We start from the raw sequence: 20,553 nt of genomic DNA, 5'->3' as shown, positions 1-20,553 counted from the left end.
GTGCGCGTGGCTATGCCACGCGCACCGCTACACGCTTTCGTGGGGACTACTTGACCTGGTACATCCAGATCTGGATGTTGGCCAGCTCGCCGGTCTCGCCCCACTTGTACTGGCGGGCGACGCCGGTGCCGTCGTAGTTACGGACGTAGTCCAGGAGCTCGGCGCGGGTCAGCTTGCCCGAGTCGATGCCCTTGAGCAGGATCGTGGTCAGGTCGTAGCCCTCGACGGAGTAGACGCCGGGCGCCTGGCCGTTGAGCGCCTTGTACTCGGTCGCGAACTTCTCCGGCGCCGGGCTGCACGGGCACGACAGCAGCGCGTCCTTGGACGAACTGCCCGCCTGCCGCACGAACTCGGGGTCGTTGCTGCCGTCGGCGGAGACGAAGGTCGCGGTCACGCCGCCGGAACGCAGCTGCTGCACGAACGGCGCCGCCTCCGCGTAGTAGCCGGCATAGAAGATCGCGTCGGGCTTGGCGGCGGACAGCTTCGACACCGCGGCCGAGAAGTCCTTGTCACCTTCCTTGACGCTGACCGCGCAGGAGGCGTCGGCGGCCGGGCCCGCGGCGGTGATGAACGCCTGCGCCAGACCGGCACCGTAGTCGGTGTTGTCCTGCACGACGCAGATCTTCTTGTAGCCCTTCTCGCCGGTCAGGTAGTTCGCGACGGCCGGGCCCTGCGAGTTGTCGTTGCCCAGGCCGCGGAAGAAGGTCTTCCAGCCGTTCTGGGTCAGCGTCGGGTTGGTGGCCGAGGCGGTCAGCGTGGGCATGCCCGCCTCGCTGAGGATCTGGCCGGTCGCCTTGGTCTCGCCCGAGAAGGTCGGGCCGACCAGCGCCACGATGCTGGGATCGCTGACGATCGTCGGGATCACCTGGCTCGCGATCTGCGGCTTACCCTCGGTGTCGAACTGCTTGACCGAGACCTGACAGTCCGGGTTGGCTTTGTTGTGCTTGTCGAGGGCGAGCTTGACGCCGTCGATGATATTGATGCCGAGCGCGGCGTTGCCACCGGTCAGCGGGCCCGCCATCGCGATGGTCTGGGGCGCGCACTTGGCCTTGCCGTCGCCCGCGGGGTCGGCGGCCGTGCCCGCGTCGGTCGCCGCGACAGCCTTGCCCTGGGTGTCGAGCTGGACGACCGGCTGGATGGAGAGATCGGTGTTGCCGCCACCGCCGCCGTCGGACGACTTGTCGCTGCATCCGGACAACACCAACGACGCGGCAGCTCCGATTACCAGAACTCCTCGCGTCGAACGACTGCGCCATGTCGAACTGAGCACGTCTCACCTCTATGTCCTGTGCTCCCCGGGGTCACCGAGGGGGCCGACCACGTTCAGCCCGGACAGAACATATCGCCGGTTTGTTAGATCCGCATCACATTCGCATCATGTCGGACGCTCCGTGTCCAGTCGTAGTTCACATTATTGTTTCGCTTACGTAAAGTTTTTCGGCTTTCGACGCGAGACACGGAGCGGCGCGTTCCAGCTCACTGCGGGGTGAGGTTCTCCAGCACGACTTCGGCGACCGCCTTCATGGTCGTGCGGCGGTCCATCGCGGTGCGCTGAATCCATTTGAACGCCTGCGGCTCCGACAGCCCCTGGGTCTGCATGAGCACACCCTTGGCACGCTCGACCAGTTTGCGCGTCTCCAAACGATCCGACAGATTCGCGACTTCTGTTTCCAGCGCGGTGATTTCGTGGAAACGGCTCGCCGCGAGTTCGATCGCGGGCACCAGATCGGATTTGGTGAACGGCTTGACCAGATACGCCATGGCGCCCGCGTCGCGGGCCCGCTCGACCAGGTCGCGCTGACTGAACGCGGTCAGGATCACCACGGGCGCAACACGTTTCGACGCGATCTCGGCGGCGGCGTCGATTCCGTCGCGGCGCGGCATCTTGACGTCCATGATCACCAGATCGGGGCGCAGCTCCTCGGCGAGCTCGACGGCCTGCTGCCCGTCGCCCGCTTCACCGACTACCTCGTAGCCCTCTTCCTTGAGCATCTCCACGAGATCCATCCGGATGAGGGCCTCGTCCTCGGCGACGACGACACGCTTGGCCGCGGCCTCACGCGTGGCGCCAGCGCCCCCTGCATTCGTGCTCATGGTTCGACCCCTCTGGATTCCGATGCCTGTCGATCACACCACGACAGACGACGGCACCGGGCGAGCCGGCCGAAAAACCCGTCGTGGGTGACCGAGTGATGTAAAGAGTACCTTTCGCTTCCGCACAGAATGCATTGAGCGGTCGGAAACCGCCGGTGAACGCAAGCGCGGAGACATCGCGCACACCCCGCGACCGATACTCCCCCGCGGAGCGCGGCCGATGCCGCGCTTCCGCCGTGGTGCCGAGTGTGGGACTCGAACCCACACGTCCTTTCGGACAACGGTTTTTGAGACCGTCGCGTCTGCCAGTTCCGCCAACCCGGCGCACCGCGGTCACTATAGCGTCTCGGCGCGCCGGGAAGCGAACCGCCGGTCGAACCGCACGCACGCCCACGTCGTAGTACCGGCAGAGCGGGCACGGCGGAAGGGCGCGGACATGCGGGTGAACAGGATGACGGTCGATCTGGACGCCTACCCCGACCTGGTGATGATCCTGCTCGGGATGCGGGTGCGCACCCCGCGCGGGATGCTGCGCCTGCTCGGCGTCGGCCCCAAGCTCTACCGCTCCCACGCCGACCGCCCCGACGGCCTGATCCTGCACGAAGACGTGGTCTGGTCGATGCTGCCGCCGCACTGGGGCGCCCGGCAGTACTGGCGCGATCTGGATTCGCTCGAGCGCTGGACGCGCTCGGACCCGCACCGGCAGTGGTGGCGGGAATTCCTGCGCGACTCCGGCGGCACCGGCTTCTGGCACGAGGCCTACTTCCGCCGCGGCGGCATCGACGCCGTCTACGACGACATGACCAGGCCGACCGGCCTGGCCGCGTTCGCGCCCGCCGTCCCCGCGCGCGGCCGGATGTTCTCCACCCGGGGCCGGGTGCACGGCGACCCGCCCGCCGTGCCGCCGGTTATTACCGAATCGAATTATTATGACGCGAAGGAGTGATCGTCGACACATATCATCGAGAGGTTTCCAACCCCTATCTCGCGGGTATCACGGTCACACACAACAGATTTGCGCATTGCGATTCATGTACAGCATTCAACCGCGAGGTGAATAAGTAGCACCGCGTCTGTGATGGTTACAATTCCAGCCTTCTGCGCGACAATCGACCCGATTACGGTGTCGGTATGCACGTGCTGTTCGTCTGCAACTCCAATGTCTGCCGGTCGGTGATCGCCGAACGGCTCACCCGGGCGTTCGCGGCGGACAACGGCCTGACCGGCCTGACGGCGGAGAGCGCGGGCACCCGGGCCCTGGTCGGATTTCCGCCCGAACCGCTGGCCGCGGAGACCGTGGCAGGCCTCGGCGGCGACCCCAGCGGATTCAAGGCCCGAAAGCTCAAGCCCGAGATGGTCGATCGCGCCGATCTGGTGCTGACGATGACCGAATCGCTGCGCGACCAGGTCGGTGAGCTGGCCTTCGGGGTCGCGCCGCGCACCTTCACCCTGGCCGAGGCGCATCGGATCGCCAAGGTCACCGGCGCGAAATCCATTGCCGCCCTGCACCGGGCCCGCAACGACCTGGCCTATGTCGGCCGGGAGAACATCGCCGACCCGATCGGGCTGTCCCCCGAGGCGTTCCTCGAGGTCGGCGACCGGATCGCCGAACTGCTGTTCCCGCTGCTGGCCGCGCTGGCGCCGCACGAACAGGACCAGGTCAGCGCGGACGCGCGGCCCGGGCTGGTCATCGAGCCCGCCCCGGCCCGGCCGCTCTCGGCATTTCTGGCCGCGCAGCGCGGACGCTGAACGCAAGGCTGTTCGCCGGGCCGTCGACGGTCTAGACTTCGGCGGACGTGGAAGTTCCCCTTGCAGGTTCGACACACGACAGGACTGGAGACTTGCCGAAACGCATTTCGGATGTTTCGCTCCATGTGTATGTGACCCCGGAAATCCTCGACCGCATCGTCACCAGTGTGCGGACGGTTCTCGACGACCATCTCCAGGATCGCGAGGTCTTCGCCTGGCGCTTCACCCTGCCCGTCGACGCCGCCGATCCGCTCCATCGAGAACTCGAATCACAGTGGCGCCGAACGCATCCCGGCGCCGAGCCGGAAGGCGAAGCAACGTTCGAGATCGCGCTGAGCCTGGTCGGCGAGCCGGCCGATCTCACCGATGCCGACATCGCCGACCTCGAGCACGGACTTGCCCTGGCGGTGTACGGCGCGGCCACCCAGGCCGTCCCGTTCGCGCTGCGCGCGGATCAGCGCACCGACCTCGAATGGGAACTCGACGTCGAGCGGCGCTGACCCTCGCTCAGCGGGCCGGGAAGTGCCGGATGACGCCTTCCTGGACGGTGGTGGCGAGCAGTTCGCCACTGCGCGAATAGAACCGGCCCGTCGCCAGTCCGCGCGAGCCGGCGGCCACCGGCGATTCGGTCGCGTACAGCGTCCAGTCGTCGAAGCGGAACGGGCGATGGAACCAGATCGAGTGATTCACCGTCGCCGCGAGAATCCGGTCCAGTCCCCACGACAAACCGTGCGTGGTGATGATCGAATCCAGCACCGTGGTGTCGGAGGAATAGCCGAGCGCGGCCACGTGCAGCAGCGGATCGTCGGACAGCGCGCCGTCGGTGCGCATCCACACGCGGTTGTGGTTGAGCTTCTCGCCGGTGCCCTTGAGAATCCACGCCGGATCGTTGGTGTAGCGCATGTCGATCGGGTGCGGCGCGTTGATGAACATCTCCAGCTTGTCCTCGAAGCCGGCGAAGCTCTCCTCGATCCGGGGCAGTGTCTCCGGATCGGGCACCTGGGGACCCTCGTGGGAGTGCTCGAGACCCTTGCCCCAGTCCTGGAAGGCCGCCAGCATGACGAACAGCTCCTGGCCGTCCTGGCTGGCGGTCACCGTCCGGTTCGCGAGCGCGCGGCCGTCGCGGTGCCGCTGCACGTGGTATTCGATCGGCTTCTTCACGTCGCCGCCGCGCACGAAGTGCGCGTTGATCGCGTGCAGCGGCCGCTCCCCGGCGGTGCGTCCGGCAGCGACGATCGCCTGCGACACCAGCTGCCCGCCGAAGGTGCGGCTCCACACCTTCTCGGGATGGTTGCCGAGGAAGACGTCCTCGCCGATCGGTTCGAGGTCGAGCAGGTCGAGCAGCACCCGAAGATCGGGTGACGGCTCGCCCTGCACGGTCGCGGCCTCGATCGATCCGCCTGCCGAACTACTCACGACTAGTGGTCCTCCTCGCCGATGCGATGAACGTGGATCAGGTTGGTGGAACCGACGGTACCCGGCGGGGAACCGGCGACGATGACCACCAGGTCGCCCTTGCGGTACCGATCCATCGACAGCAGCGCCTGGTCGACCTGATGGATCATCGCGTCGGTGCTGTCCACCATCGGCACGATGAAGGTCTCGGTGCCCCAGGTCAGTGTCAGCTGGCTGCGCACCTCCGGCAGCGGGGTGAACGCCAGCAGCGGCAGCGGGGTGTGCAGCCGGGCCAGGCGGCGCACGGTGTCACCGGACTGGGTGAAGGCCACCAGCGCCTTGGCGTTGAGCCGCTCGCCGATGTCGCGGGCCGCGTAGGAGATCACGCCGCGCTTGGTACGGGGAACGTGGGTCAGCGGAGGGACCCGGTTCGTCTCGGACTCCACCGCGGTGACGATGCGGCTCATGGTGCGCACCGCGTCGATCGGCCAGGCGCCGACCGAGGTCTCGCCGGAGAGCATCACCGCGTCGGCACCGTCGAGCACCGCGTTGGCGACGTCGGAGGCCTCGGCACGGGTCGGGCGGGAGTTCTCGATCATCGACTCCAGCATCTGGGTCGCGACGATGACCGGCTTGGCGTTCTCGCGCGCCATCTGGATGGCCCGCTTCTGTACCAGCGGCACCTGCTCGAGCGGCAGTTCGACACCCAGATCACCACGGGCGACCATCACCGCGTCGAAGGCCAGCACGATGGCCTCGAGGTTGTCGATCGCCTCCGGCTTCTCCAGCTTGGCGATGACCGGCACCCGGCGGCCGACCTTGTCCATGATGTCGTGCACAAGTTCGATGTCGGACGGTGAGCGCACGAACGACAGCGCGATGAAGTCCACGCCCAGTTTCAAGGCGAATTCGAGGTCTTCGATGTCCTTCTCGGACAGGGCGGGCACCGACACGTCCATGCCGGGCAGCGACAGGCCCTTGTTGTTGCTCACGGGGCCGCCCTCGGTGACCCGGCAGACGACATCGTTGCCGTCGATGCTCTCGACCGTCAGGCCGACCTTGCCGTCGTCGACGAGCAGGCGGTCACCGGCCTTGGCGTCCTGGGCGAGCTGCTTGTAGGTGGTGGAGACGCGGTCGTGGGTGCCGTCGACATCGTCGACGGTGATCCGCACCTGTTCGCCGTTGGCCCAGGTGGTACGGCCGTCGGTGAACCGGCCGAGGCGGATCTTGGGGCCCTGTAGGTCGGCGAGGATGCCGACCGCGCGGCCGGTCTCGTCCGAGGCCGCGCGGACCATCTTGTAGTTGTCGGCGTGGTCGGCGTGCTCGCCGTGGCTGAAGTTCAGCCGGGCGACGTCCATGCCGCTTTCGACGAGTTCCCGAATACGGTCCTGGGTGGCCGTAGCCGGTCCGAGGGTGCACACAATCTTCGTCCGTCGCATCACACGGCAAGCCTAGTACTCCCCCGCCTCCCCGCGTACTTCGCCGGTCGGGGGTGTAAGCCCCCTGGCCGACCGGACCGCCGGATATCGGCGGAGCAGGGCGTGGCGTTCCCGGCGAGTTACCCCGGTGTTCACGAAATCGTTTGTCACCGAACGGCGACGTGCCTGGACAGCCTGGTCTCCAGGCGGCTCTGGCCGAAGCCCAGGATGAGGCAGATCACCCAGTAGTAGAGAGCCGCGACGCCGTAGAGGGCGAAGAAGTCGAAGGTCGGCGCGGCCGCCAGCTGCGCGGTGCGCAGCAGTTCGGTGACCAGGATGGTCGAGGCCAGCGAGGTGTCCTTGACCAGCGAGATGAGCGTATTCGACAACGGCGGCACCGCGATCCGGGACGCCTGCGGGAACACCACGTACCAGAGTGTCTGCGGGTAGGTCATGCCCAGCGACTCGGCCGCCTCCCACTGCCCCGGCGCGACGCTCATGATCGCCGAGCGCACCACCTCCGCGGCGTAGCCGCCGACATTGAGGCTGAACGCGATCACCGCGGCCGGGAACGGATCGATGACGATGTCGAACTGCGGCAGCGCGTAGAACACGATGAACAGCTGCACCAGCAGCGGGGTACCACGGATGATCGAGATGTAGAAGCGGGCGGGCAGCGACAGCGCCCGCTTCGACGACATCCTGGCCAGCGCGACACCGACCGCGATCGCCAGCCCGATGACGAAACTGATCGCCGTCAACGGCAGCGTCGCGGTCACCGTGGCCTTCAGCATCGGCCACAGGTTGTGCCAGATCAGCTCCCTGGTCGCGGGATCCATCCGTTATTTGCTGACGTCGGTGCCGAAGTACTTCTCCGACAGCCTGGTCAGCGTGCCGTCGGCGCGCAGCTGTTCGAGCGCCTTGTCGATGTCGGCGATCAGGGCGGCGTCGTCCTTGCGGGCGGCGAAGGCCTGCTTGCTGGTCTCGCCGGTCTTGCCCGCGATCTTGATGCCGGTGTCGCCGGTCTTCTTGGTGTACTCACCCACGGCGAGGGTGTCGTTGACGGTCGCGTCGACGCGGCCCGCCTTCAGCAGCTGTACCGCCTGCACGAACCCTTCGACCGCTTCGACTTTCGCGCCGGCGCCCGCGGCGACCTTGCCCCAGTTGCTGGTGGCCGACTGCGCGGTGGTCTTGCCCGACAGGTCCGCCAGCGAGGTGATGGTGGTGTTGTCGGACTTGGTGACGATCACGCCCTCCGACGTCGTGTACGGCTGCGACAGCGAGTACTTGGCGGTGCGTTCGGGATTGACGGTCACCTGGTTGGCGACCAGGTCGAAGCGCTGGGACTCCAGTCCGGCGAAGATCGAGTCCCAGGGCGTCTGCACGAATTCGACCCGCTTGCCGAGCTTCTCACCGATCGCCTGGGCGACCTCGACGTCGTAGCCGGTGAGGGTGCCGTTGTCCTGATAGCTGAACGGCGCGTAGGTGCCCTCGGTGCCGACTTTCAGCACGTTCGGGTCGGCGTCGGACGAGCAGGCCGACAGACCCGTCGCGGCGACGACGGCGAGCACGGCGGCGGCAAGCAGTTTGCGCACGGACATCCCTTTCTCCGCTGCGCGCATCGGGCACGCGCAGGCCAAGCGACGCTACGGCGCCGCGCTGGACCGACACAGAGTATCGCTCACGGTGAGCGCAATCCCGGCCGGGAAACACGAAACGGGTACTCCGCGGACGCGGAGTACCCGTTTCTGGTGCGTAGCGATCAGTCGCGCAGCGGACGGCCCTGCGCGTCGGGCACCTTGCCGGTGAGCATCATGATGCCGTCGATCAGCGGCCAGATGGCGCCGATGCCACAGGTCAGCCAGACCACGGCGATCTGGGCGATGCCCAGACCGGTGTAGCCCAGGTAGAAACGACCGACGCCGAAGCTGCCGAGGAAGATCTCGAGCAGACCGGCCATCAGCTTCTGCTTGTCCGAGAACGGGACACCGTACATGTCGCGGCCGTACGGCGCTTCCGGATCGGCCGGGTTGTAGCCCTGCGGCATGCCGCCGTAGGGCGCGGCGCCGTAGGCGGGCTGCGGCTGAGCGTACGGGTCGGCGGGCTGGCCGTACTGCGGCTGCGGCTGACCGTACTGCGGCTGGCCGTATCCCGGCTGCTGCTGCTGCCCGTAGCCGGGCTGCTGCGCGTACGGATCCGAGGGCTGGCCGTAGGCAGGCTGACCGTACTGCGGCTGGGAGCCGGAGTCGGGCTGCTTACTCAGGTCGGGACCGTACTGGGGATTGGGGTTGTAGGGGTCGGTCACTCATGTCCTCCATCATTCGTGCGGGTACCCGTCGTGGCCCCCGGCCAGTGGCGATCGGCCGAACGGCGGTGCGCCCGCGACGATCACCGGCCATTGTGGTCATAAGGACCGGCCGTTGTCTCCTCGGGTACCACACGAACGGTCCGCAGCACTCGTAGGCAGTATCGCGACGGGCGCCCGGAATGTTGCCGGACGCCCGTTCACTTCGTACGAGAGGTCGCTGATCAGGCCTTCTTCGCGCCCGACTGCTGTGGCTCGGCGGTGTCTGTCTGCTCGCCGTCGGCGGCGGTGTCCGATTCGACCTTGTCCGGCGCCGGCTCGGCGGTGGCAGAGGCAGTGCCGGCCGCCGCGTCCTTCGATTCCTCCGCGTCGGTGGTCTCCGCGTCAGCGGCCTTCGCCTCGACCGAAGCCGTTGCGGCAGTGGACTTGTCGAGCTCGACGGCGGCGTTGTCGGCCGCGCCCGCGGCCCGCAGCGCCGAGAACTGCCACGGCCACGGCCGCGGCTCGCCACCGGGCTGCAACTGCGCGGGTGTCTCACGGCCCTTGGTCGCCAGCGCGAAGTAGGCCATGGCGCCGAGGAAGACCAGTGCGGCGGTGAACGAGTTGATCCGGATGCCGAGGATGTGGGTGGCCTCGTCGTTGCGCATCAGCTCGACGAAGAAGCGGCCGAAGCTGTAGCCGGCCACGTAGAGCGCGAACAGGCGGCCGTGGCCGATCTTGAAACGCTTGTCCAGTTGCACCAGCAGCACGACGACCAGCACGTTCCACACGAGCTCGTACAGGAACGTCGGGTGCACGACCTCGAGCACCCGCCCGGTCGAGACCCCGTTCATCATGTCCCGCGCACCGGTCTCCGGGTCGAACCGCTCGTAGATCTCGAGACCCCACGGCACCTCGGTGGTGCGGCCGTAGAGCTCCTGGTTGAAGTAGTTGCCGAGGCGGCCGATCGCCTGCGCGAGCAGCACGGCGGGCGCGATGGCGTCACCGAGCGCGGGCAGCGGGATCTTGTAGACGCGGCAGCCGATCCAGGCGCCGATGCCGCCGAGGAACACCGCGCCCCAGATGCCGAGGCCGCCCTGCCAGATGTAGAGCGCCTCGACCGGGTGCTTGCCGGGGCCGAAGTACTTCTGCCAATCGGTGGCCACGTGGTAGAGCCGGCCGCCGACCAGGCCGAACGGCACCGCGAACATCGCGACATCGAGGACCGCGCCCTGCTGACCGCCGCGCTGTTGCCACCGGCGCTCGCCCCACCAGATGGCGACGACGATGCCGAGGATGATGAACAGCGCGTACGCCCGAAGCGGGAAGGGTCCGAGGTGCCAGACACCCTGGGGCGGACTCGGAAGGTAGGCCAGGACTGAGTTCACGGCCCCCACGTTAGTTCAGTGCCGTACCGGCGAGTGACTGTGACCCTGACGGCGGTGGTCGTCGACATGACAAGGCCACCGCGCCGGACCCGGATACGACCGAGCACAACACAGTTGCGCAAGGACTTGGGTAACTCACCGGGGACGGGCTGCGCCGGCTTCCGACTGACCGCCGGCCGCGTGGCCGTCCGACCCCGCGCCTAGAGCTGGCCAGAAGTCGCGGAGAGGCGGGACCGCACGCCGTCGGCGAGCTCGCTGGTCAGGGCGCGCACCGCGTCCAGGCCCTCGGCGGCGGCCGAGACCAGCGCCGATCCGACGATCACGCCGTCCGCGTAGGCGGCGATCTCGGCGGCCTGGGCCCCCGAACGCACACCCAGGCCGACCCCGATCGGGATGTCGGAGTGCGCGCGGATGCGGGCGCACAGCGCAGGCGCGGCCGAGGAGACCACGTCGCGGGCACCGGTCACGCCCATGGTCGAGGCGGCGTAGATGAATCCGCGCGAGGCCTCGAGCGTCTTCACCAGGCGTTCCTCGGTCGAGGACGGCGCGACCAGGAAGATGCGATCCAGGTTGTGGGTGGCCGAGGCGATGAACCAGTCGTCGGCCTCGTCCGGGATCAGGTTCGGCGTGATGATGCCCGCGCCGCCTGCCGCGGCCAGGTCGCGCGAGAACTTGTCGACGCCGTACCGGAGCACCGGGTTCCAGTAGCTCATCACCACGGCTTGACCACCGGCGTCGGTGATCGCCTCGACGACGGAGAACACGTCGCGCACCCGCACGCCACCGCGCAGCGCCTGCTCGGCGGCGGCCTGGATGGTGGGTCCGTCCATCACCGGATCGGAGTAGGCGACGCCCACTTCGACGATGTCGCAACCGGATTCGACCATGGCCTGGCAGACCTCGATGGACCCGGCCAGATCGGGGTAACCCGCCGGCAGGTAGCCGATCAGGGCGGCCCGGTTCTCGGCACGCGCGGCCGCGAAGGTGTTGGCCAGGCGGGACTGCTGACTCACTGGGCGTTCTCCTCGGCGGCGTCGTCGTCGAACAGGCCGAACCAGTGGCCCGCGGTGTCCATGTCCTTGTCGCCGCGACCGGACAGGTTGACCAGGATGATCGCGCCCTCGCCGAGCTCCTTGCCGAGCTTCAGCGCACCGGCCACGGCGTGCGCGGACTCGATCGCCGGGATGATGCCCTCCGAGCGCGACAGCAGCAGCAGCGCGTCCATCGCCTCGGTGTCGGTGATCGGCGCGTACTCCGCGCGGCCGATGTCCTTGAGGTGGGCGTGCTCGGGGCCGACGCCCGGATAGTCCAGACCGGCCGAGATCGAATGCGACTCGATGGTCTGGCCGTCCTCGTCCTGGAGCAGGTACGAGTACGCGCCCTGGAACGCGCCCGGGGTGCCGCCGGTGAAGGTGGCCGCGTGCCTGCCGGTCTCGACGCCGTCGCCGGCCGCCTCGTAGCCGATCAGCCGCACACCCGCGTCGGGGATGAAGGCGTGGAAGATGCCGATGGCGTTGGAGCCGCCGCCGACGCAGGCCACGACCGCGTCGGGCAGCCTGCCGACGCGCTCGGTGATCTGCTGGCGCGCCTCGATCCCGATGATGCGCTGGAAATCGCGCACCATCAGCGGGAACGGGTGCGGCCCCGCGGCGGTGCCGAAGCAGTAGTAGGTGTCGTCGGCGTGGGAGACCCAGTCGCGCAGCGCCTCGTTGATGGCGTCCTTGAGGGTCTGCGAACCGGTGGTCACCGAAACGACCTCGGCGCCGAGCAGCCGCATCCTGGCCACGTTCAGGGCCTGGCGGGCGGTGTCGACGGCGCCCATGTAGATGACGCAGTTCAGGCCGAGCAGCGCGCACGCGGTGGCGGTGGCCACGCCGTGCTGGCCCGCGCCGGTCTCGGCGATGACGCGGGTCTTGCCCATCCGCTTGGCGAGCAACGCCTGGCCGAGCACGTTGTTGATCTTGTGCGAGCCGGTGTGGTTGAGGTCCTCGCGCTTGAGGAAGATCCGCGCGCCGCCCGCGTGCTGGGCCAGGTTGGCGCACTCGAACACCGGCGACGGACGGCCGGTGTAGTCGCGCTGCAGCCGATCGAGCTCGTCGAGGAAGGTGTGGTCGGAGCGGACCTTGTCGTACTCGGCGGTGACCTCCTCGATCACCGCCATCAGCGCCTCGGGGACGTGCCGTCCGCCGTAGACGCCGAAGTGGCCGCCCGCGTCGGGCTCGTAGTCGCTGTGCTGGGCGACGCCCGCACTGGCCTGGGGCAGCGCGGTCACCGGATGCTCCGCCGGGCCGGCTTCGGGCAGGACGGATGGGTACCGGCGGTCACCAGCTCCGACACCGCGGCGCGCGGGTTACCGCTGGTCACCAGGCCCTCGCCGACGAGCACCGCGTCGGCGCCCGCGCCGGCGTAGGCCAGCAGGTCGGCGGTGCCGCGGATGCCGGACTCGGCCACCCGGATGACCTCCGAGGGCAGGCCGGGAGCGATCCGCGCGAACACGTCGCGGTCGACCTCCAGGGTCTTGAGGTTGCGAGCGTTGACACCGATCACCGACGCGCCCGCTTCCAGCGCGCGATCGGCCTCTTCCTCGGTGTGTACCTCCACGAGAGCGGTCATGCCCAGTGATTCGGTGCGGTCGATCAGCGAGGACAGCACGTCCTGCTCGAGCGCGGCCACGATCAGCAGGATCACATCGGCGCCGTGGGCCCGGGCCTCGTGGATCTGGTACGGGCCGACGACGAAGTCCTTGCGCAGGACCGGGATGTTCACGGCGGCGCGGACGGCATCGAGATCGTCGAGCGAACCACCGAAACGCCTGCCCTCGGTGAGCACGCTGATGATGCGCGCGCCGCCGTCTTCGTAGGCCTTGGCCAGGACGGCCGGATCGGGGATGTCGGCCAGCGCGCCCTTGGAGGGGCTGGCACGCTTCACCTCGGCGATGACACCGATCCCGTCCTCGTGCAACGCGGCGTTCGCGTTCAGCGGCGCCTTGGCGGCGGCCGCTGCGGCTTTGATCGCCTGAAAATCGAGGAGGGCTTCGCGAGCGGCAACATCCGCCCGAACCCCGTCGAGAATCGAGTCGAGTACCGTCATCTGGCTCGAATCCTTTCTGGGGAGACGAACTTCTCACCTGAGAGTCCCCTCAGGCGCTGTCTCACCGATGCTTGACAACAATAAATGGCTGCCGCGCGTGTCACTGCGGCGGGGGTGCCGGGGGTCACGGTGCGCGGCCGGGCGACTTGTCGTCGCCGTCCGGCCCCTCGGCGGTGTCGGTGGGATCGGTGCCCGCGTCGAGCGCGTCCCACAGCACCCGGTCCGACAGCGGCGCGGCGGCGCCGGTCTCCTCGCGCTGCTTGCTCACCTCCGCGCTGGCGTCGGCCCGGCGGAACACGGGGTTGTCGTACTTGCCGGACAGCTGCCCACTGCCGTCGCCGCGGCGGGTCAGCAGCACCCCCGCGATCAGTGCCAGCACCGCGGCCACGATCGACAGCAGCGCGGGCCCGATATGCGCGTCGGCGCCGCTGACGACCGCGCGCACCGGCAGCTCGGCCAGGGTGCCCGCCCGCTCCGCGGTCCGGCCCTCCCCCACGACCAGCGCGAACCCGGGCACCGCCGCCACCGCGGCGACGACCGCGACCACCACGCCGAGCAACTGCCGCAGCGCCCCCTTCACCGCGAACACCGCGGCGATCGAGGCGACCAGGACCAGTGCCAGCGGGGTGAGCGCACCGAACCAGGTGGCGCCGTCGAGCTCGTCGGTGCGCGGTTCGGTGAGCCCGTCGGCGGAGTGCACCGTCACCCAGGTCATCCGCGACGAGGCCCAGAGCCCGGCCGCCGCCAGCGCCAGCAGCGCCACCGGGACGATGGGCTTGGCCGCTTTCGCGGTGTCGGCGGGCGCGTCGGTCACGAGCCGCCGTCCTCGTAGGTCCGCAGGGTCTGCGCGGCCGCGATCGCCTTGAGCACCGCCATCGCCTTGTTGCGGGCCTCGGTGTCCTCGTAGACCGGGTCGGAGTCGGCGACCACGCCCGCGCCGGCCTGTACGTAGGCGGTGCCGTCCTTGAGCAGCGCGGTGCGGATGGCGATGGCGGTGTCGGCGTCCCCGGCGAAGTCGAGGTAGCCGACGACGCCGCCGTAGACGCCGCGCCGGGTCGGTTCGAGTTCCTCGATGAGCTCCATCGCCCGCACCTTCGGCGCGCCGGACAGCGTGCCCGCCGGGAAACAGGCCTGCACCGCGTCGAGCGCGATCTTGCCCTCGGCGAGCCGGCCGGACACCGTCGAGACCAGGTGCATGACGTGGCTGTAGCGCTCGACGTGCCGGTACTGGGTGACCCGCACCGTGCCGGGGCGGCAGACCCGGCCCAGATCGTTGCGGCCCAGATCGACGAGCATCAGGTGCTCGGCGTTCTCCTTGTCGTCGGCCAGCAGGTCCTTCTCCAGCAGGATGTCGTCCTCGGCGCTCTGCCCGCGCCACCGGGTGCCCGCGATCGGGTGCGTCGTGGCGACGCCGTCCTTCACGGTGACCAGCGATTCGGGGCTGGAGCCGACGATGGAGAACGCGGTGCCGCCGTCGCCGTCGGGGATGTGCATCAGGTACATGTACGGGCTCGGATTCGACGCCCGCAGCATCCGGTAGACCGCCAGCGGCGAGCCGGTGTAGTCCATCTCGAAGCGCTGCGAGAGCACCACCTGGAACGCCTCGCCCGCCTCGATCTCCTTGATCAGGCGGCGCACGCCCACGCCGAACTCCTCGGTGGTGCGCCTGCGCAGGTACTCCGGCTCGGGCCGGTCGAAGACCGACACGGTCGACGGCGCCGGCGCGGCCAGCGCGGCGGTCATCCGGTCCAGCCGGGCGACGGCGTCGTCGTAGGCGGCGTCGGCGTTCTCGTCGGTGCCGTTCCAGTTCACCGCGTTGGCGATGAGGGTGATCGCGCCCTCGTGGTGGTCGAACGCGGCCAGGTCGGTGGCCAGCATCAGCACCAGTTCGGGCAGTTGCAGATCGTCGGTGGCCAGCTCGGGCAGCCGTTCGATCCGGCGCACGGCGTCGTAGCCGAGGTAGCCGACCAGGCCGCCGGTCAGCGGCGGCAGACCGGGCAGCCGTTCGGTGCGCAGCAGTTCGAGGGTCTCGTGCAGCGCGCGCAGCGGATCACCGCCCGAGGGCGCGTCGGCGGGGACGGTGCCGAGCCAGGCGGCCTCGCCGTCGACGACGGTCAGCGCCGACGGACTGCCCGCGCCGATGAACGACCAGCGCGACCACGAGCGACCGTTCTCGGCGGACTCGAACAGGAAGGTGCCCGGCCGGTCGTCGGCCAGCTTGCGGTAGGCCGAGAGCGGAGTCTCGGAGTCCGCCAGCACCTTTCGGGTCACCGGGACCACCCGGTGCTCGGCGGCGAGCACCCGGAACTGGTCACGGGTCGTGGTGGTTGATGTCGACGCGCCCTGCATTTCCCCATCATCCCAGGCGGGTCGCGACACCTGTGCGCTGACCCGACCCCGGGATGCGACAAGGGGTGATCGGCATCACTACACTCGCGCGCGTTCCATGTCGCATGCGGTATCCCCCCTTTCCGAGAGGAGCAATGTTGTACCCCTCGCACCAGGGCGCTCAGGACGGCCGACTCGCCGCCCCGTCGCAGCAGCACTACGGTCCCGGCCAGCTGTCCGCGGCGAGCGCGCTCACGTCGTTCGTCACCTACGCCAAAGAGATGCAGGATCTGGACGAGAAGACCTATCCGGACGAGTACGCGGCACACCGCGACCGGATCCGGCAACTCGAGCCGATGCTGCGCGTGCACGGCATCCTCGACGTGATGGAGATCCGCAACCCGGAGATCGCGGCCCTGCTCAAGCGCTAGGCACCGTTCGACGGGTGCGGTCCGTCGGGGGCGGTGCCGGTCGATCGGGACATGGTCCCCGTTCGCGTCAGCGGGCGGGGATCTTCCGTACACCCGGCCCGGTCGATAGGGTCGCATCATGCAGCCAGGCCAGCGCGCTCCGCAGTTCGAGCTCCCCGACCAGTCCGCCCAGCTCCGCACGCTCGACGGCTTGCTCGCCGACGGTCCACTCGTGCTGTTCTTCTACCCGGCGGCCAATACCCCCGTGTGTACGGCCGAGGCCTGCCACTTCCGCGATCTGAGCGCGGAGTTCGCCGCCATCGGCGCCTCCTGCGCCGGCATCAGCACCGACAGCACCGAGGTGCAGGCCGGATTCGCCACCAAGCAGCGACTGGACTACCCGGTGCTCTCCGACGCCGACGGCGCGGTGGCCGCGGCCTTCGGCGTCAAGCGCGGGCTGCTGGGCAAGCTGGCCCCGGTCAAGCGGCACACCTTCGTCATCGACACCGACCGGACCATCCTGAAGGTCGTCACCGGCGAACTCCGCGCCGCCGTGCACGCCGACGAGGCGCTGGCCTTCCTGCGGACCCGCGCCACCGCCGCGGAGTAACCGGCGAAACGCCGGGCGCCGGATCGGCGTCCGGCGTCCCGGCCGCCTCTACGCTGGGGAGATGACAACCGGCGAGGTGCAGTCGAACGGTCAGAAGTCCACGGCGACCGTGTGGCGCAACCGGGCGATCATCACGGTCGCCACGGCCGTCGTCCTGGTGATCGCCTATCTCATCCTGTCGTCGTTCATCCCCCGCTGGTGGGCGCAGCGCCTGGCGAGCGTGGTGCACGGCAGCTTCACCCAGGGCATCTGGTGGGGCCTGGTCTACGGCCTGGTGTTCACCCTCGCTCCGCTGCTGCTGGTGCTGCTGGCGGTGCGCGTGTGGAAACGCAAGGGCGGCAAGTTCATCGCGGGCGCCTCGGTGATCATCGCGCTGCTGCTGGCGGTGCCCAACCTGATGACGCTCACGATCGTGCTCGGCGGCAACAACGCGGCGCACGCGGGTCAGCGCATCCTCGACGTCGACGCACCCGCCTTCCGCGGCGCCTGCCTGGTCGGCGCGATCGTGGCGGGGTTGATCTTCCTGCTGGTGCTCGCCCTGATGGGCAAGCGCGGCCTCACCCGGCGCAAGGCCGCCAAAGCCGCCGACACCGCGCCCGCTCCGACCGCGCCGATCCCCGGCGAGCAATAGCTTTTCCGAATAATCCCAGCAACACGCCACCGCGGCAGACGCCCGGCGCCGCCGCGGTGACCTAAGCTCCGTTCCCATGCCGATCGGGAGCAGCGAGTCGACCTCGGTCCTCGTGCTCGGCGCCGGTCCGGCCGGCCTCGTCCTCGGCAACATCCTGCGCGCGGCCGGGATCGATGTGCTGATCCTGGAACGGCGCGACCGCCCGCACATCGAGCAGCGCGCCCGTGCCGGTTTCCTGGCTCCCGCCGGTGTCGCGGTGCTGGCCGAGCACGGACTCGACACCGGCTTGCGCACCGGCGGCCGCACGCACCACAGCTGCGAGTTCCGCAGCGGCGACGGCCGGATCGAGCTGTCCTACGACGAGCTCGGGCGGGGCGAGGTGCACACCGTCTACCCCCAGCAGCGGCTGGTCACCGATCTGGTCGCCGAGTACCTGCGACGCGGCGGCGAGCTGCGGTGCGCGACCACCGCCGAACGGATCGGGGACGAACCCGGCGAGCGGCCGTGGGTGCTGGCCCGCACCGCGGACGGCGAGAGTCACCGGATCACCGCGCGCTACCTGGTCGGATGCGACGGCGCGCGCGGCGCGGCCCGCCGCGCCGTGCGCGGCCCGCGCTCCACCCGCGACTACGCCATCACCTGGCTCGCGCTGCTGGCTCAGGCCCCGCCGACGACCGACACCGTCGCCTACGGCGTCCACCCCGACGGCTTCGCGGGCCAGATGCCACGCAGCCCCGAGGTGACCCGCTACTACTTGCAGTGCGCCGACGAGGACGCCCTGCGCTGGAGCGAGGACCGAGTCTGGAGCGCGCTGTCGACCCGGCTGCGCGCCGACCGGTACGGACCGTTGCGCACGGGCCCGATCCTCGAGCGCGGACTGGTCCGGTTGCGGTCGGAGATCCTCGACCCGATCCAGCAGGGCCGGCTGTTCCTGGCGGGCGACGCGGCCTCCACGATCAGCCCGGCCGCGGCCAAGGGCGCCAACCTGGCCATCCTCACCGCGCGCTCGCTCGCCGCGGCCCTGATCGCCGCGGTCGATCACGGCGACGAGTCCGCCCTGCGGCGGCACTCGGCCGACTGCGTCCCGCGCATCCGGCGCGCGCACGAGTTCTCGCACTGGATGATCGGCCTGCTGCATCCGCCCACCGGTCCGCACGCGGGCTTCGATCGCGAGCTCCAGCAGGCCCGGCTGCACAGCCTGGCCACCTCACGACCCCATCAGGACTTCTTCGCGGAGAACTACGTCGGTATCTGAATCCAGGAGGACGCGTGACCCGCTCGCCGGCAGTGCAATCCCGGATCGACCCGCTCGATGACGACCGCGTGGCCGCGGCCGCGCGGTTCGTCGGAACCCATGACACCGACAGCGTGCTCGCCCGGCTGCTGCCCCGGCTCAGCGAGGCCGAACGCGGGGCGATCGCCGATCGCTGCCGGTTCGCGCACGCCGCGGTCATGGTGTTCCCGCCCGACCTCGCCGCCCTCGACGACCTGCTCGCGACGCACGGCCTCACGATCGACTCGAACGAGCCCAGCGTCGTGGTCCGGCAGCGGGTGGCGGCCCGCCACGGCCTCGACCCCCAGCGGGTGCCGGTGCGGATCGTGCGCGCGGCGCTCCCCGCCGCCGACGGCACACCCTGCGCGCTCGAGATCTTCGCGCTGCCCGCCGCGCCCGCCGAGGTGGCCGACCTCGAGCGCGCCGAGGCGCACGAGGCCCACATCGCGCTGGCCACCGGGCCCGTCGACCCCCTGACCCTGGCCGGGCTGCGCGCGCTGCTCACCGGGCCGGGCGGGCTGCGCCCCGACCACGGTGGCTACAACGACCGCGAGGACGCCACCAGCTTCTATTTCCGCAGGCCGGGCGCGCGGACCGACCGGCGGGTGGAGCTGTATGTCGCCGGTGCGCATCCCCGCGAACTCGCCCGGCACACGAGCGAATCCGCCGATCCCGCGACGCGGCTGCTCGGGTTGCTCACCGGTGCCTGGGCGACCCAGGCGCTGGCCGTCACCGCCGGGTCCGGCATCGCCGACCGGCTCGCCGAGACGCCGGGCGGACCGCTCGGCGAGCTCGCCGCCGCGACCGGGACCGACTTCGACGCGCTCACCCGGCTGTTGCGCTACCTGGCCCAGCTCGAGATCGTCGAGCCGCTCGGCGCGGGCTACACGCTCACCGAGACCGGCAGGCTGCTCGCCGCCGGCGCCCAGCCGTCGCTGCATCCGCTGGCGTGTCTCTATGGCGGCGCGTTCTACGAGTCGTTCGGCGAACTCGGCTACGCCGTGCGGACCGGCCGGACGGCCTTCGACCACCACTTCGGCAGGCACCATTTCGAGTATTTCCGGGCCGACCCGGAGCGTGCGAGCCTGTTCGATCGGGCCATGGCGGCGAGCGCGTCGATCTTCGGCCAGGTCGCCGGGCTCGTCGGGACCGCCACCGCGCGCACGGTGGTCGACGTCGGCGGCGGCACCGGCGAATTGCTGGCACGCGTGGTCGCGGCGAACCCACAGCTGCGCGGCATCCTGTTCGAGCGCGAGTCCACCCTGCCGCGCGCGCGGACGACCTTGGCGGCGGCGGGCTGCCTGTCGCGCTGCGAATTGGTGGGCGGGGACTTCTTCACCGCCGAGGTGCCGACCGGCGGTGACATCTATCTGTTGTCGCGGGTCCTGCACGACTGGGACGACGCGGACTGCCGCGCGATCCTGCGCGGGTGCGCCGCGGCGATGTCCGAGCACGCCCGGCTCTACATCGTGGAACGGCTGCTGCCCGAGGACGGGTCCCGGTCCCTCGCGCCCGCCTGGGACCTGCACATGCTGTGCAATGTCGGCGGGCGCGAACGCACCGTCACCCACTATCGCGCGGTACTGAAGTCGGCCGGGCTCGAGCTGATCGGGCACGACGAGCTGCCGCTGGGGTTCGCGCTGCTGCACGCGCGCCACGCCGACTGAGCGGACGCTCCGCGCCGGGTCCGGCCGCACCATCGGTGCGCGCGGGCCCGACAGCGGCTGGGGCGACGGGCTTTTCGCGATACGAGGTCGGCGATGCTGTGAGTGACCTCACGACCGCGGCCAACTCGCGGACGCCACAGCGACGTCGTGGCAAACTCGGTTCGGTGCGTGCCCCAGTACACCCGCCCTGTCGTTCGGCCGCGAGACAGTGCCGGC

The 20,553-nt window shown here is 69.7% G+C and carries 21 protein-coding genes and 1 tRNA gene; 8 read left to right on the top strand and 14 right to left on the bottom strand.

Going from position 1 to position 20,553, the window contains the following annotated elements; genetic code table 11:
- Positions 1 to 46: 46 nt before the first annotated feature.
- The 3 genes from Q7X29_RS11840 to Q7X29_RS11830 all read right to left on the bottom strand — a co-directional run bounded on the left by Q7X29_RS11840 (position 47) and on the right by Q7X29_RS11830 (position 2,418).
- Positions 47 to 1,204: a branched-chain amino acid ABC transporter substrate-binding protein gene (locus tag Q7X29_RS11840; protein ID WP_218716852.1), complete on the bottom strand. Its 1,158-nt coding sequence runs from the start codon at positions 1,202 to 1,204 to the stop codon at positions 47 to 49.
- A 272-nt stretch (positions 1,205 to 1,476) separates the two neighbouring features.
- On the bottom strand, positions 1,477 to 2,094 hold the full coding sequence (locus Q7X29_RS11835; RefSeq protein ID WP_218716853.1) for an ANTAR domain-containing response regulator: 618 nt from the start codon (positions 2,092 to 2,094) through the stop codon (positions 1,477 to 1,479).
- Between the two features lie 237 nt (positions 2,095 to 2,331).
- Positions 2,332 to 2,418: transfer RNA gene (locus Q7X29_RS11830), tRNA-Leu, on the bottom strand.
- A gap of 112 nt (positions 2,419 to 2,530) precedes the next feature.
- On the opposite strand from Q7X29_RS11830, the gene Q7X29_RS11825 reads away from it, so the two are divergent.
- From Q7X29_RS11825 to Q7X29_RS11815, 3 genes are all read left to right on the top strand, one after another.
- Entirely contained in the window at positions 2,531 to 3,040 is a 510-nt protein-coding gene (locus Q7X29_RS11825; protein ID WP_316574070.1) for a monooxygenase family protein, read from the top strand.
- A 185-nt stretch (positions 3,041 to 3,225) separates the two neighbouring features.
- Positions 3,226 to 3,843, top strand: coding sequence for an arsenate reductase/protein-tyrosine-phosphatase family protein (locus Q7X29_RS11820; protein WP_218716855.1), 618 nt, complete (start codon positions 3,226 to 3,228; stop codon positions 3,841 to 3,843).
- A gap of 131 nt (positions 3,844 to 3,974) precedes the next feature.
- On the top strand, positions 3,975 to 4,343 hold the full coding sequence (locus Q7X29_RS11815) for a hypothetical protein (RefSeq protein ID WP_308248380.1): 369 nt from the start codon (positions 3,975 to 3,977) through the stop codon (positions 4,341 to 4,343).
- A gap of 7 nt (positions 4,344 to 4,350) precedes the next feature.
- Here Q7X29_RS11815 and Q7X29_RS11810 read toward each other — a convergent pair whose 3' ends face one another.
- From Q7X29_RS11810 to Q7X29_RS11760, 11 genes are all read right to left on the bottom strand, one after another.
- A complete protein-coding gene (locus Q7X29_RS11810; RefSeq protein WP_308248381.1) occupies positions 4,351 to 5,259 on the bottom strand; it encodes an acyl-CoA thioesterase in 909 nt (302 codons plus the stop codon).
- Between the two features lie 2 nt (positions 5,260 to 5,261).
- Positions 5,262 to 6,680 (bottom strand): pyruvate kinase, encoded by a 1,419-nt coding sequence (gene pyk, locus Q7X29_RS11805; protein WP_218716857.1) that lies wholly within the window; start codon positions 6,678 to 6,680, stop codon positions 5,262 to 5,264.
- 143 nt (positions 6,681 to 6,823) lie between these two features.
- Complete coding sequence (locus Q7X29_RS11800) at positions 6,824 to 7,495, bottom strand: amino acid ABC transporter permease (protein WP_255587146.1); 672 nt, start codon at positions 7,493 to 7,495, stop codon at positions 6,824 to 6,826.
- Positions 7,496 to 7,498: 3 nt separating this feature from the next.
- On the bottom strand, positions 7,499 to 8,257 hold the full coding sequence (locus Q7X29_RS11795) for an amino acid ABC transporter substrate-binding protein (RefSeq protein WP_255587147.1): 759 nt from the start codon (positions 8,255 to 8,257) through the stop codon (positions 7,499 to 7,501).
- Positions 8,258 to 8,418: 161 nt separating this feature from the next.
- Entirely contained in the window at positions 8,419 to 8,961 is a 543-nt protein-coding gene (locus Q7X29_RS11790; protein WP_316574069.1) for a TM2 domain-containing protein, read from the bottom strand.
- Positions 8,962 to 9,185: 224 nt separating this feature from the next.
- Positions 9,186 to 10,337 (bottom strand): prolipoprotein diacylglyceryl transferase, encoded by a 1,152-nt coding sequence (lgt, locus tag Q7X29_RS11785; RefSeq protein ID WP_316574068.1) that lies wholly within the window; start codon positions 10,335 to 10,337, stop codon positions 9,186 to 9,188.
- A 191-nt stretch (positions 10,338 to 10,528) separates the two neighbouring features.
- The gene (gene trpA, locus Q7X29_RS11780; RefSeq protein ID WP_316574067.1) at positions 10,529 to 11,341 is read right to left on the bottom strand and encodes a tryptophan synthase subunit alpha; all 813 of its coding nucleotides are present in this window, start codon (positions 11,339 to 11,341) and stop codon (positions 10,529 to 10,531) included.
- A complete protein-coding gene (gene trpB / locus Q7X29_RS11775) occupies positions 11,338 to 12,600 on the bottom strand; it encodes a tryptophan synthase subunit beta (RefSeq protein ID WP_316574066.1) in 1,263 nt (420 codons plus the stop codon). The genes trpA and trpB overlap by 4 nt, the downstream gene beginning before the upstream one ends.
- Positions 12,597 to 13,418 carry an indole-3-glycerol phosphate synthase TrpC gene (gene trpC, locus Q7X29_RS11770; RefSeq protein ID WP_218716862.1) on the bottom strand — a complete coding sequence of 274 codons (822 nt, stop codon included), beginning with the start codon at positions 13,416 to 13,418 and terminating at the stop codon, positions 12,597 to 12,599. The genes trpB and trpC overlap by 4 nt, the downstream gene beginning before the upstream one ends.
- Before the next feature lie 124 nt (positions 13,419 to 13,542).
- Positions 13,543 to 14,232, bottom strand: a complete 690-nt coding sequence (locus Q7X29_RS11765) for a TIGR02234 family membrane protein (protein ID WP_218716863.1) — start codon at positions 14,230 to 14,232, stop codon at positions 13,543 to 13,545.
- The gene (locus Q7X29_RS11760) at positions 14,229 to 15,767 is read right to left on the bottom strand and encodes an anthranilate synthase component I (protein WP_218716864.1); all 1,539 of its coding nucleotides are present in this window, start codon (positions 15,765 to 15,767) and stop codon (positions 14,229 to 14,231) included. Before Q7X29_RS11760 ends, Q7X29_RS11765 begins: the two co-directional genes overlap by 4 nt.
- A 134-nt stretch (positions 15,768 to 15,901) precedes the next feature.
- Between Q7X29_RS11760 and Q7X29_RS11755 the strand changes: the two genes are divergently transcribed.
- The 5 genes from Q7X29_RS11755 (at position 15,902) to Q7X29_RS11735 (ending at position 20,337) form a co-directional block, all read left to right on the top strand.
- A complete protein-coding gene (locus tag Q7X29_RS11755; protein ID WP_218716865.1) occupies positions 15,902 to 16,177 on the top strand; it encodes a hypothetical protein in 276 nt (91 codons plus the stop codon).
- Between the two features lie 118 nt (positions 16,178 to 16,295).
- A complete protein-coding gene (locus tag Q7X29_RS11750; protein ID WP_218716866.1) occupies positions 16,296 to 16,766 on the top strand; it encodes a peroxiredoxin in 471 nt (156 codons plus the stop codon).
- Between the two features lie 61 nt (positions 16,767 to 16,827).
- Complete coding sequence (locus Q7X29_RS11745; RefSeq protein WP_218716867.1) at positions 16,828 to 17,397, top strand: permease; 570 nt, start codon at positions 16,828 to 16,830, stop codon at positions 17,395 to 17,397.
- Between the two features lie 76 nt (positions 17,398 to 17,473).
- Positions 17,474 to 18,652, top strand: a complete 1,179-nt coding sequence (locus Q7X29_RS11740; RefSeq protein WP_255587148.1) for a 4-hydroxybenzoate 3-monooxygenase — start codon at positions 17,474 to 17,476, stop codon at positions 18,650 to 18,652.
- 14 nt (positions 18,653 to 18,666) lie between these two features.
- The gene (locus tag Q7X29_RS11735) at positions 18,667 to 20,337 is read left to right on the top strand and encodes a methyltransferase (protein WP_218716868.1); all 1,671 of its coding nucleotides are present in this window, start codon (positions 18,667 to 18,669) and stop codon (positions 20,335 to 20,337) included.
- The last annotated feature ends 216 nt before the right edge of the window (positions 20,338 to 20,553 follow it).

It is taken from the genome of Nocardia canadensis (genome assembly GCF_032656385.1).
Taxonomy (GTDB): domain Bacteria; phylum Actinomycetota; class Actinomycetes; order Mycobacteriales; family Mycobacteriaceae; genus Nocardia; species Nocardia canadensis.
The sequence above is the reverse complement of the archived record's forward strand: the minus strand, read 5'-3'. Positions and strand labels throughout refer to the sequence as shown.